The organism is Chitinophaga dinghuensis (assembly GCF_003259435.1).
GTDB lineage: Bacteria > Bacteroidota > Bacteroidia > Chitinophagales > Chitinophagaceae > Chitinophaga > Chitinophaga dinghuensis.
The window spans coordinates 492,043-504,918 of record NZ_QLMA01000004.1 but is presented as its reverse complement, the minus strand read 5'-3'; the positions used below and the strand labels follow the sequence as shown (position 1 = coordinate 504,918).

Below are 12,876 nucleotides of genomic sequence, written 5' to 3'. Positions count from 1 at the left end.
AATAATGGATTCAGTGAATCAACCCAAGTATAAGATAGATAAATAAAAAAATACCTCCATATAACCGGATTATATTATTTTTATTACTATATTTACGTAAGACACCATATTTACAGAAATCCTAACCTATGCACCCTATGAAAACATTATGTCTGATCATCTCCGTATGCCTCATTGCTGCCGCTTATGTTGCTTCCCGCTACATTCGTAAAGAACAGGAAAACAATGTAGGAAACAAGTTCCTCCGACTGATCCGGAAATTTGATTCCTGGCAGATGATGCGCTAAATAACGTACTGTTAAATTTTTTTTCCGCTTAACCGGCTCTCCTACGATTTATGATCCAATGATTTTCAGCATGGCTCTGGTTGATAATGTTTCACCATTCATCCCCCGATCCTATGAAAACTGGTCTACTTTTCAAATGTGCCTGTCTGTTGATTGCAGCGATGGTACTGCTCGCACACCTGATCCGCCGATATGTGAAGAGCTGATTTCATTTCCAGGCATCCGTATTACAAAAAAAGAGGCTGTCCATCATTGTTGAACAGCCTCTTTTAAATTCATTTTATCTGGAAAAATTACCTGTTATAGTATTTGTTCACAGCATCAGTTCTGCTGCGTACATGGAGTTTTTCATAGATATTATGTACGTGTCTGCGCACCGTTTCGATACTGATAAACAGATTGCTGGCAATCTCTTTATACAAAAATCCTTTGGATAACTGATCCAGGATTTCCTTTTCACGAGTGGTCAACGCTTCCAACGCGGGATTTGGCTTCGCCTGTTTCTGGAAAAAGGCTACTACCCTTCTCGCAATCTGCGAACTCATAGGACTTCCTCCTTCATGTAAATCACGGATAGCTTCCAGTAACTCACCAGGAGAGGTTTTCTTCAGAATGTAACCACTGGCGCCTGCCTCCAGTGCATTGAAAATCTTGTCATCATCCTCATAAACCGTCAGCATCATAAACTGCATGTCCTGATACTCTGCCTTCAGCCGTGCAATACATTCAATACCATTCATGCCACCCGGCAGGTTGAAATCCATCAACACCACATTTGGCAATAATTGAGGGATTTGTTCCAGTGCGGTTTCTGCATTATTGAAAGTGCCAACACAGGCATATCCGTCAGAACCATTAATCAGCAATTCCATAGCCGTGCGAATATCATGGTTGTCCTCTACTATTGCAATAGAGATAATGTCCATGTTATCCTGGGACTTCTTCTTTGAGTATACCGTCATGTTTTAGTAATTCTAACACTTAAATGTTACTTGCAACAAATGTATGTCAATTTAGTGGGATATCGAGAAAAACTATCGTCCCATTGTTGGACGTAATCTCTGCATTTCCCCCTACAGCCATCGCTCTCTTCTGTATATTCTTTAGTCCGTTACCGAAAAGCCTTACCTTCTCCTGATCAAATCCCTTACCATTATCCTTGATCATGATGGTCATATTCCTGTTGTTCATCTTAATTTCGATGATCACCTCCGTGGCCTTCGCGTGTTTGACCACATTGTGCAGCGACTCCTTGACTGCCAGGTAAATGTTTCTTCTGGTTCCTCCGCTCAGCTTAATATTCGGTATCGCATCCGGAATGTAAAACTGATGCGTTATATGTGCATGCTCCAGGAAATCTGCCGCAAAACTACGCATGTAAGCGATCAGATTAGCCAGCGAATCATTAGACGAGTTCATCGCCCAGATGATTTCACTCATTTTATCGACCATCTCTCCAGCCGTTTCTGATATACGCTCAATCTCACGCGTCTGCGTCGTATCCTGTATTTTCCGTTTTGCAATCTCACTCAACAAGCGGATAGTAGACAGCCCGGAACCGAGGTCATCATGCATATCACTACTGATACGCGCACGCTCCTGGTCTACCGCCTGCTCCTTCTCCAACTTCAGCTTCTCATGACGAATCTTATAGTCAAGATACAAGGTAGAAAAATAATACGCAATTCCCAGCAATAATAACAGTAATAAAAATCTAAACCATAAAGACTGCCAGAATGGTATGCGGATCAATATCTCTAACGTCGTCGGCGTTGCATTCCAAATATCATCATTGTTGGATGCCCGTACCTTAAACGTATACTTTCCCGGATGTAAATTAGTATAACGCGCCATTCGGAATGTCCCTCCATCTACCCAGTCTTCATCCGCTCCCTCCAACTTATACTGCACCTTGTTCTTCGGCGGATTAGTATACTCCAGCGGCACAAACTCTATGGCAATAGTATTCTGATTATAAGGCAGTTCAACCTTCTTCAGCAAGGATACAACCGTATCCGATTCATACGGCTTGTCCAATACCTCCATCCTCCGTATCACGACTTTCGGATAATAAGGATTGTTCCGGAAATTTTTAGGGTAAAAGCCATTCACCCCACGGATACCGCCAAAGAATAACTCTCCGTCCACAGATTTGTAAAATGCGCCGGTATTGAATTCATTCGACTGCAGTCCGTCTTCATGATTAAAAGAGGTGATCTCATTCGTCACCATATTGATCTGCGACAAACCTTTGTTATGACTGACCCATACTTTATCCTTGTCATCCAGCAACACGCCGTAGATATAATCATTGATCAGTTTAGGATTATCATAACTATTGAAATGCTGAATAATCTGATCCTGCTCATTTAGTACAAATATCCCTTTGGTGCCCGCTACCAGGGCCTGTTTGTGAGAGTTTTTGGTGATCGACTTCACCATGGTACCTTCCGGCAACATCACTTTATTCCACCTACTGCTTCCCGTATGACGTACAAACACCGCAGACCTTGTACCAACGTACTCATTCCCCATCATGTCTTCATAATAGGCCGTGAGCAGCTCATCTCCGAAATCATGCACCATACTCACTTTATAACGGCCTCCCTCCTGCGTGAACATCAACAGATAATGGCCATAATTAAAGTACACTTCGCCATTCTGCCGCTTGAAAAGGAAGGGTAGTCTTACCGGATCATCCGGCAAGCCCAGCTGTTTCACATATTTCGTGAGATCCGTAAAATTGCGGTTGATTACATTGAATAACCCAATATGCATACCGGTAAAGCTGAGCCAGATATGCTCATAATCCTCCCGGCAAATAGCGGCTAAATCATTTCCCGGAAACTTACCCGGATATGTTTCATTCGATATCCGCTCCAGAAAACGCCCACCTTCTTCATATACATTCAGTCCATCCCGAAGCAATCCTACATATAGTTTACCGTCGTCGTGCTTGTACACGGACATACACATATTATGCGTGATGTAAGGCGACCTGTAAAGATTAAATACCTTTTTATGCGGGGAATATTTTTTGATGCCGTCTCCATCCGTGCCTACCCACATATTATCTGATGCATCCCGGTAAAGGAATATAACATCGTTGAAAGAATGTGTCTCAAACGTATTGAAACTAACAATATGCCTGATAATCTCATTTCTTGCAATACTGTATATCAATACGCCATCATTACCGCCCACCCAGGCATTACCGTCATGATCCAGCTCTACTACCTTCGGCACAAAAGCCTCTCCCCGCTCATTACGTACATCAAATGGCAGATCGCTGAACTTATTGCGCTTCTTGTTGAAAATAGTAATATGTCCGGCGCTTACAATGATCAGGGAATCCTTATTCAGACTCCTCATCACCGGATGAGCTCCCACCCCGGGCAAACAGAATATCTGCAACTGGAGATTCCGGATATTCAATGCCAGCATCTCACCTGGCTGGTAATTCATCCAGATCAGATCGCCGTCTTTATAGGCTACAGAAGGTACAATACCAGCCTGCTGAAACTGTCGCGGATAGGCTATAATACGCTTGGTACGGAAAGAATCCCGGTCCACTACATAAATACCTTTCATCGGACGCCAGATCCAGTAACTGTGACTGGCAGTATCCTCTCCCAGCACCCGGAATTTAAACGCCGCATCCCGTTCAGCCGTATTGATATTGGCTTTTAAGGTATCCGGAAATACCTCCCGAAAACGATTACTATATTTATCATAGATACAAACGCCATTATTATGCGTCAGCAACAATCGATTACGGCTGTCCTTGAAAAAAGAATATCCCTTGTAGCCACTTAAATCAAATCGGTTGATGACGGCCCTGTTCCCATTGATAGTACGAGGCACGAGTTCTCCTCTCCCATCTTCAGGCTTAATTTGAACAGTAGGCTTATATCTATATTCATTGAATATGTACCCATCAAATCGGTTGATACCGTCCCTGGTGGCAAACCACATAAATCCCTGGTCGTCCTGGGCAATATCATATACGGAACTCTGTGACAGTCCCTCGTTGACACTGTAACTATCGAATATATACGGCTTTTCCTGGGCGCGCAATAAACTCACCGGTAATAGGCATAGGCAGATCAGGAAGAGTATTTTCAATTTACGCGGTAAGTGCACGATGGTTTTAGTGTTAATGACAGTTAAGCAGGTTATGGTGCTAATGCAAATATATAAATCTGCTCCACACTTTATAGCAATTTTGTAATTTTCTTCCTGCTTAACAGATTGGAAATAAATATTATAACTTATGTCATATTTCAGACCTGATGGTTCCCGCCATCTCCCTAATGCTTTACAGTGGCGCATTATGCTGCTCCTTACTTCCCAAAATCTACTCCTGTTACCATTACTATTGCTCCTCTCTTTCGCTGGGAAGGCACAACAGCAATATAATGTAAAAATCCTTTGCGAGAAGCCTCCGGTCAAGAGTATCCGCGGACTACAAGCGGTAGATGACAATGTAGTTTGGGCTTCCGGTACCGGTGGAATGGTGGGCCGTACTACCAATGGCGGAAAAGACTGGCAGTGGTTCCATGTAGCCGACTCCTGCGATTTCCGCTCCATCCACGCCTTCGACAGTATGAAGGCGGTAGTCGTGAGTATCGCATCTCCCGCCCTTATCTATCTCACCCTCGATGGCGGCCAACACTGGGGCAATGTCTATATTAATGGCGCAAAAGATATCTTCTTTGACGGATTAATATTCTTCAACGATCAGCAAGGTATCGCCATTGGCGATCCAATGAAAGACAGCGCCGGCGTGGCCCGGTTCACGATTCTCCGGACCGGCAACGGAGGCAGATCCTGGACCATGGACCCTACGTCCTCCCTACCTGTTGCCAGCGAAGGAGAAGCCATCTTCGCCGCAAGCAACAGCAGTCTGGTAGCCATGCCTTCCGGAAAAGCGCTCTTCGTCACCGGCGGTAAAGTATCCAGATTATTCATCCGCAACAGCACCCTGCATCAGGCTGTAACAGATAATCGCTGGAGCGTATACCCGTTACCGTTAATACAAGGACAAAGCAGCACTGGCGCATTTTCTGTAGCCTTCCGCGATCAATACAACGGGATCATTGTAGGTGGCGATTATATGAACGATCAACTGACGGAGAAAAACTGTTTCCTCACCCGCGATGGCGGTAAAACCTGGACAGCCCCAACCACGCCCCCTTTGGGATATAAGTCTGCCGCCGCCTGGATCGATAACCGTACCCTGCTGTGCACTGGCACCAGCGGAACCGCTATTTCTACCGATGGCGGACAATCCTGGAAAGAGATTTCCACTGGTTATCATACCGCTGCAAAAGCACGCAAAGGAAAAAAAGTATACCTGGCAGGAAAACAAATCGCAGTAGTGGAGAAAGCAACGGGAAAATGAATCGTCCGTTAATCAAAAAGGTGCTCCTGGAAAGGCGCACCGCTGGAATAGGTTAAAGCAAAAAGTACATTTGATGCAGTTAAGTTAGTAAGATATTTGCTCATTTTTTATACTTTTTTGCCAACAGGATATTTTTCATCGTAAACGTAATGATATACATCTCCAACGCAGAAATGGAGAATTCCCTGATTTTTTTATAATTTACCCCCGGGCATTGCCCGGCTCACTGAAACAGAGATTATGCAAGTCGAAACCTCATCCAGCAAATATTCTGCGAAACACTACCCGGATACAATCCGGTCATGGAAAAAAGAAGGCAACTACTTTTCATTCTATACTTCAGAAACCATCCTGGAAGTAAGGGTGATTTCTGATAAGATCATTCGCTTCAGATACGCCTCCGACGGCACTTTCCAACGCGATTTCTCCTACGCTACCAGCGATACCCTGGAGGAATTTCCAATCGCATTTGGCATCAAAGAATGGGAGGAAAATTTTGAGATTTATACCAACTGTATCAAAGTGCTGATTGCCAGAGATAATCTGCGCGTTACCATTACCGACCTCACCGGGAAAGTTATCAATGAAGATGAAATGGGCTTTCACTGGCAACATTACCTGCAAAAAGGCGGAAAAATTGTTTACTGTAGTAAGCTGATCCAGGAAGGGGAAGTCTTCTACGGCCTGGGCGATAAACCCACCGATCTGAACCTTCGGGGTAAACGATTGGAGAATTATGGTACAGATGCTTATGGATTTCAGAAAGACACGGACCCGCTGTACCGCAATATTCCATTTTACTACGGTCTGCACGAAGGTATCGGGTACGGCATCTTCTTCGATAATACCTTCCGTACCATCTTCGATTTCGGAAAAGAAAGAGATAATGTATGCAGCTTCTGGGCAAGAGGCGGCGAAATGAATTATTACTTTATCTACGGCCCGGACCTGATGGAAGTGGCCGAACAATATACCCGCATTACCGGTACGCCGGAACTCCCTCCTATCTGGACTTTAGGATACCACCAATGTCGCTGGAGCTACTATCCGGAAAAGAAAGTCCGCGATATCGCCGCAGAATTCCGGCAACGCCAGATTCCCTGCGATGTTATCTACCTGGACATCGATTATATGGACGGATTCCGTTGCTTCACCTGGAATAATGAATACTTCCCAGACCCCGTAGCCATGATCAAAGATCTGGCTGCGGAAGGCTTTAAAGTGGTGGTGATTATTGATCCGGGCATTAAAGTAGACCAGGATTACAATATCTACCAGGAAGGCATTAAAAATAATTACTTCTGTAAACGTGCCGATGGCGCTTTGATGGAAGGAGATGTATGGCCGGGAAAATGCGTTTTCCCTGATTTTACGAATCCGGAAGTGCGCGATTGGTGGGCAGGACTCTTCAAAGGCCTTGCTGAAACAGGCGTCCGGGGCGTCTGGAATGATATGAACGAACCCGCCGTATTCGAAATGGGTAGTTTCCCTGAAGACGTGCGCCACGACTATGATGGCGAAGAGGTGAGTCACCGTAAAGCGCATAATGTATACGGCCATCTGATGAGTAAATCCACTGCAGCCGGACTTAAACGGTACCTGATGCCGCACCGTCCGTTTGTGATTACCCGTTCTTGCTATTCTGGCGCTCAGCGCTGGTCTTCCGTATGGACAGGTGATAATGTTTCCAGCTGGGAACACCTTTGGCTGGCCGCAGTACAGTGCCAGCGCTTATCTGTATCCGGTATTTCTTTTACGGGCAGCGATATTGGAGGCTTCATCGGAGAGCCCGACGGAGAGTTATATACCCGTTGGATCCAGCTGGCGTCTTTCCATCCGCTGATGCGTACCCACAGCGCCAGCAATGAAACAGGCTTTAACCAGGAACCCTGGAGCTTTGGAGAAGAATATGAAGCGGTCGTGAAAAAATTCATCTCCCTGCGCTACCAGCTGCTCCCTTATTTCTATACTACTTTCTGGCAATATGCACAAAATGGTACGCCCATGATTCGCCCACTGGCGTTTGTGGCCCAACATGAGGAAGAAACCCATGATTGCACACACGAATTCATGTTTGGCGATTCATTACTGATCAGCTACGTGAATGAAGCCGGCATGAAGGAGAAAGAGGTGTATCTGCCTAAAGGTACCTGGTACAGCTATTGGAATGACGAGACCTACACGGGGGGCCAGCATGTAACCGTGCCTACGCCGCTGGATGAAATGCCACTGTTTGTAAAAGCCGGCGCCGTTATTCCGTTCTATCCGGTGATGCAATATACCGGCGAACATCAACTGGAAGAAATCATCCTGGAGGCCTGGTATAGCGACAGCATCACCAAAAGCACGCTGTATGAAGATGCCGGCGACCATTATGGTTATAAAAACGGTCAGTATAACATTATCCGCTATAAACAACAGTCCACTCCAAAGCAATTCTGGCTCAAAAAGCAATACTATGTGAACTATGAAACATCGTATACGCGTGTACGTGTGAAGGTCCATGGATTGCCGTTTACGCCGGAACTGATTTTGGGAGATGGCCAGGCCATCAGCTCATTCACGTTACACCCGGAAACGAAAGTACTGGAATTTGTTACGGAGAAAGGCGTAGAGGAAATTATTATAAAATAAAGGCACCTTAGATAGATATCTGGCGTGCTTTGTCCTAACCTATGCCAACTTTAGTTGCGCAAAAGTAAAAGGACAAATGCTGATCACAAAATGAACAGGCTGAAAACGCCAGGAATGAACAAAATGAACAACACTAGCCGTTATTCATTTATTTCAGGCCACTAGAATCCAATCCTGTAAAGGGTTTCAATAAAAAAATCCATTTTGCAATGGTCCAAAAGCTGTTAAGTCTTTTTCATTGCAGAAAAAAGCAAAAGCCCTCCATATGGAGGGCTTTTGCTTTTGATGAATTGTATATGTTTATTGCTCGGAGACGTATATCAATAATAAATGGACAGGAAACAGATGGATATCAGGGCGCAAAAGATCAGAAAGACAAATACTGCCCGGAATAATATTTCCATTTTGTCTGTTACGACTTCGTACTGATTGATTTCGGAATTACGTTCAACGTGATTTAAGCTCAGGCTTTTCATACAAACAATTTAAATAGGATTATAAGATAAAGAAATACATTATGCGTATTCTCAGGGTCACATTATAGTTATCATCTATCTAAAATGAAAGTACAATAAAAAAAGCTAAAACGGACAAATCTTTTTGTTCATTTTGTCTTTTTCCCTGTTCATTTTAGCATCAATGCTTCTTCTTGCCGGAACCTGCATTCTCGTGGGGCAAATGCGTCGGCGCAGCTTTAGGAGCAGCTGGCGCAGGAATAGAATCTGTCTCCCCCATTTCTGCGGCAGACACCTGTTCTCCCATGCGGTAATATTCTTTTACCATATGCCCTGAATCTTCATCATATACCTTCCATACGCCTTGTCTTACCGGATTACCCTCCCGTACAATCTCCACTGGTTTCTCTACTCCGGTTTGTAAGTCCACTACCAGAATAGTATCCTTCTGACCTGGAATCTCTGTGGATACATACATTCCTTCTGCACTTTTCTTTCCATCCGCGAAATAATATTTGCAATAACCATTCAGTACATTATTCTTAAAGGTTTCTTCTGCTATCAGAAAACCGGCGGTAGTGGTTTTCTTCCAAATGCCTTCCTTACGGTCATTCTTGTAATTGCCTTCCCAGGTATAACCAGGCTCTCCTCTCAGCTCTCCCACATCTTCCATCCACAAACCCTGCTTCCGGCCTTTTTCATCCTTCTGGTTATGTTTGGGTACTTTGTATTGCAAGCGCTCCTGGGCCATCCCCAGACAAACAACACATTGAAACAGGCATAGTAACAGTAACTGACGCATAATTAAGTTTTTCACAAGTTAGAGAAAAAATACATGTATAATTAACAAGGGCTGACTAAAAAGTCAATTACTCAGTATAACGCAATCTGTTGTAGAATGATTGTACCGAATCGACTTTTTGGTCAGCCCAAGCTATTCCTTTTTTATACCAACCTATTTCTTACTAAGCTTAATATCGCCCAAATTGGTCTCTTTACCAGCACTGATTGTTACGTTGCTGATAGTAGTATCCTTGTAGGTGGCAACAGGGTTAATAAACACATTCCAGTTACCTGGTTTCAGACCACGTACCTTGAAGAAACCATCTCCCCATGGTAATGCATACAGGGTATCATTGTTGCTGTTATAAACAGACACAACTGGATATGCATCCTTAGGCAAGATACGGCCATAAACAGCGCCCATCTTCAGGATAGTGAATACATTGATGTAAGGAGACAGGAAGAATTTACCATCTCTTGTTTTGATGATAGAACGTTGTACATCGAAATCGAGCCACAGACGCATGTTATCAGCAGACAGCTGATCCCATTCTGTATGTCTTACGCGTACAATGATTTTGCTTTGTCCGGTTACAGATGCTACCGGATAAGTAACACCGTTTTTTACTAAAGAATTCTGGCTGCCAATGGTGATACGAATTCTTTCCATCGTACCTTTTCTGATATTACCGCCAGCCAGCAGCGTATCAGCGCCATTGCGCAGGGTTAACAGGTCATAAACGCCAGCTTTGATTGGCAGAGAATCCCACACCTGGCAGCTATCGCTTTTTTTGCCCAGCTGGTCATCCCAACCGCAACGATCTTTGTCGTTCCAGTTGTCATTGCTGACATTTCCGCAAGTATCTACCAATACCTCTACTTTCCTGATATCCAGTAATATCTGGTCAAAAAAGCCGGGGTCATCTGCAAGGTAAAGACTTACTTTTTGTTGATTCGCCGGAATCGGCTGATTGGAAACGGAATTATCTTTGTTACAAGCACTGAATAGTGCCGCCCCTGCAATAATTACCGCCAATAACGATCCCGCATTACGGAGAGAATTCTTCATAAATAACTGGTTTTAAATCAATAAAGAAATTATGGATGCAAAAGTTTGGTTGAAAAATCTTCTATTGGCAATTATGGCTCATCAACGGATTGTTACAATTCTAAAAACGCCAGACAATCTCTCCTTATTGCAACAATTATCAAGCCTTATTTTAACGTTTCATTATAGATGCTTAAACATTGTCGGGGTTTAACGCGAACACAAAAAAAATCGGGCCGCTCCAAGGAACAGCCCGATTGAAAATAATTTTGTCTCCCTTATTTAGGAGGATAATATTGGAAGATGGCAGCCCCTAAAGGCGGCAGCCTTAACGTCAACGTATAGTCTCTACCGTTATAAGTTTGCTTCGTACTTGGCTGTTCCAGCGTATTCACTACGCCACTACCATAGTACTTCGGATCATCGCTGTTCAACACTTCTTTCCAGGTACCCGCCATCGGTACGCCTACCAGGTATTGCTCCCTCGGTACAGGCGTCATATTCAGTGCCACCAATAGCTGATCTTCCGGCTTCACACCTTTACGCAGGTATACCAACACACAATTATCATAATCATTTACCGTAATCCACTCAAATCCGGCTCCTTCAAACTGTTGCTCATATAATGCGGGCGTACTGGTATATAACTGGTTCAATGCTTTTACATAATTCTTCAATGCCTCATGCGGCCTGAATTTGAGGAGATGCCAGTCGAGCTCCGACTTGTAATTCCATTCTGATGTCTGGCCAAACTCATCTCCCATAAACAATAACTTCGTGCCGGGATGCGTAAACATATAGCTGTACATCAAACGCAGATTGGCAAACTTCTGCCATTCATCGCCAGGCATTTTATAGAGCATAGGAGATTTTCCGTGCACTACTTCATCGTGACTGAATGGTAACATGAAGTTCTCACTGAAAGCATATACCACACTAAATGTAAGATCATTCTGATACCATTTCCGATGCACAGGATCTTTGTGGAAATAGTCCAGCGTATCATTCATCCAACCCATCATCCACTTCATACCAAAACCTAATCCGCCTAAAAATGTAGGTCGGGATACGCCATAGAAAGAAGTGGATTCCTCTGCAATTGTTTGTACATCGGGATACAGCGCATACACGGTTTCATTCAGTTTCTTCACGAAACTGATGGCTTCCAGGTTCTCATTACCGCCATATTCATTCGGCTCCCAGGTACCTCTTTCCCGACTGTAATCCAAATGTATCATGGAGGCAACGGCATCTACGCGTAAGCCATCGGCATGGTATTTATCCAGCCAGTAGATAGCATTGCTCAATAAAAACGAACGTACTTCACTACGGCCATAGTTAAATATATAACTGTTCCAATCCGGATGATATCCTTTGCGCATGTCTGCATACTCATAAGTATGCGAGCCATCAAAACGGAATAATCCGTGCGCATCATAAGGAAAATGAGAGGGCACCCAGTCCAGGATAACACCTATTCCTTCCTGGTGAAAGGCATCGATCATTTCCATGAACTCCTGCGGCGTACCATAACGGGAAGTAGGAGCATAATATCCGGTAATCTGGTAGCCCCAGGAACCATCAAAAGGATGTTCCATTACCGGCATTAGTTCCACATGGGTAAAACCCATTTCCTTTACATACGGCAGCAACATTTTGGTAATCTCTCCGTAGGAATAATACTTTTCTTCATTGGCAGGGTCCGGCCTACGCCAGGAACCCATATGCATCTCATATACACTGATGGGCTTTTTCAGGGAATTGTGTTCCTTTCGTCGCTCCATCCAGGATTTGTCTTTCCATTTATAATCCAGCGGATGTACAATGGACGCGGTTTTGGGCCGCACTTCCCAATAATTGGCGTATGGATCTCCTTTGAATAACTCTTCCCCGCTGTTGGAACGTATAAAATACTTGTACAAATTTCCGGCGGCCACATCGGGAATAAATCCTTCCCAAATGCCGGAACTATCCCAACGGGGTAATAAGGTATGACTGTATTTATCCCAGTCGTTGAAGTCACTCATTACAGCTACATAAGCTGCATCTGGCGCCCAAACGGCAAAATAAGTTCCTGGGATACCATCACAGGTCGTGGGGTGTGCACCAAATTTTTCGTATAGCCGGTAATGTGAGCCTGCCTGAAACAGGGCAATATCGGCGGTGGTGAATAGGGAAAAGGGTATAACGGACTGTTTAACGCTATAGGAATCTCCGGTCATAGCACTACGTGGTTGATGATTATCTGGATTAACAAGATAGTTT

Annotated in this window: 8 protein-coding genes; 3 read left to right on the top strand and 5 right to left on the bottom strand. The window is 44.2% G+C overall.

Going from position 1 to position 12,876, the window contains the following annotated elements; all coding sequences use genetic code 11:
* The first annotated feature begins 137 nt into the window (after positions 1–137).
* Positions 138–287 (top strand): hypothetical protein, encoded by a 150-nt coding sequence (locus CLV59_RS28915; RefSeq protein ID WP_170137753.1) that lies wholly within the window; start codon positions 138–140, stop codon positions 285–287.
* 293 nt (positions 288–580) lie between these two features.
* Here CLV59_RS28915 and CLV59_RS14190 read toward each other — a convergent pair whose 3' ends face one another.
* Together CLV59_RS14190 and CLV59_RS14185 are read right to left on the bottom strand one after the other, a co-directional pair.
* A complete protein-coding gene (locus CLV59_RS14190; RefSeq protein ID WP_111592699.1) occupies positions 581–1,249 on the bottom strand; it encodes a response regulator transcription factor in 669 nt (222 codons plus the stop codon).
* 46 nt (positions 1,250–1,295) lie between these two features.
* Positions 1,296–4,412: a sensor histidine kinase gene (locus CLV59_RS14185; protein WP_170137752.1), complete on the bottom strand. Its 3,117-nt coding sequence runs from the start codon at positions 4,410–4,412 to the stop codon at positions 1,296–1,298.
* 148 nt (positions 4,413–4,560) lie between these two features.
* Between CLV59_RS14185 and CLV59_RS14180 the strand changes: the two genes are divergently transcribed.
* Both CLV59_RS14180 and CLV59_RS14175 read left to right on the top strand, forming a co-directional pair.
* Positions 4,561–5,691 (top strand): WD40/YVTN/BNR-like repeat-containing protein, encoded by a 1,131-nt coding sequence (locus CLV59_RS14180; RefSeq protein WP_111592920.1) that lies wholly within the window; start codon positions 4,561–4,563, stop codon positions 5,689–5,691.
* Between the two features lie 240 nt (positions 5,692–5,931).
* Entirely contained in the window at positions 5,932–8,325 is a 2,394-nt protein-coding gene (locus CLV59_RS14175) for a glycoside hydrolase family 31 protein (protein WP_111592697.1), read from the top strand.
* Between the two features lie 636 nt (positions 8,326–8,961).
* Here the strand turns inward: CLV59_RS14175 and CLV59_RS14170 are convergent.
* The 3 genes from CLV59_RS14170 to glgB all read right to left on the bottom strand — a co-directional run bounded on the left by CLV59_RS14170 (position 8,962) and on the right by glgB (position 12,833).
* Positions 8,962–9,582 carry a toxin-antitoxin system YwqK family antitoxin gene (locus CLV59_RS14170; RefSeq protein ID WP_111592696.1) on the bottom strand — a complete coding sequence of 207 codons (621 nt, stop codon included), beginning with the start codon at positions 9,580–9,582 and terminating at the stop codon, positions 8,962–8,964.
* 153 nt (positions 9,583–9,735) lie between these two features.
* Complete coding sequence (locus CLV59_RS14165) at positions 9,736–10,632, bottom strand: DUF4382 domain-containing protein (protein ID WP_111592695.1); 897 nt, start codon at positions 10,630–10,632, stop codon at positions 9,736–9,738.
* Between the two features lie 257 nt (positions 10,633–10,889).
* Positions 10,890–12,833: a 1,4-alpha-glucan branching protein GlgB gene (gene glgB / locus CLV59_RS14160; protein ID WP_111592694.1), complete on the bottom strand. Its 1,944-nt coding sequence runs from the start codon at positions 12,831–12,833 to the stop codon at positions 10,890–10,892.
* Positions 12,834–12,876 lie beyond the last annotated feature (43 nt).

Coding starts and splice junctions, on each gene's coding strand:
- CLV59_RS14180 (WP_111592920.1), top strand. CDS start 4,561: ATGTCATATTTCAGACCTGATGGTTCCCGCCATCTCCCTAATGCTTTA.
- CLV59_RS14165 (WP_111592695.1), bottom strand. CDS start 10,632: ATGAAGAATTCTCTCCGTAATGCGGGATCGTTATTGGCGGTAATTATT.
- CLV59_RS14190 (WP_111592699.1), bottom strand. CDS start 1,249: ATGACGGTATACTCAAAGAAGAAGTCCCAGGATAACATGGACATTATC.
- CLV59_RS28915 (WP_170137753.1), top strand. CDS start 138: ATGAAAACATTATGTCTGATCATCTCCGTATGCCTCATTGCTGCCGCT.
- glgB (WP_111592694.1), bottom strand. CDS start 12,833: ATGACCGGAGATTCCTATAGCGTTAAACAGTCCGTTATACCCTTTTCC.
- CLV59_RS14175 (WP_111592697.1), top strand. CDS start 5,932: ATGCAAGTCGAAACCTCATCCAGCAAATATTCTGCGAAACACTACCCG.
- CLV59_RS14170 (WP_111592696.1), bottom strand. CDS start 9,582: ATGCGTCAGTTACTGTTACTATGCCTGTTTCAATGTGTTGTTTGTCTG.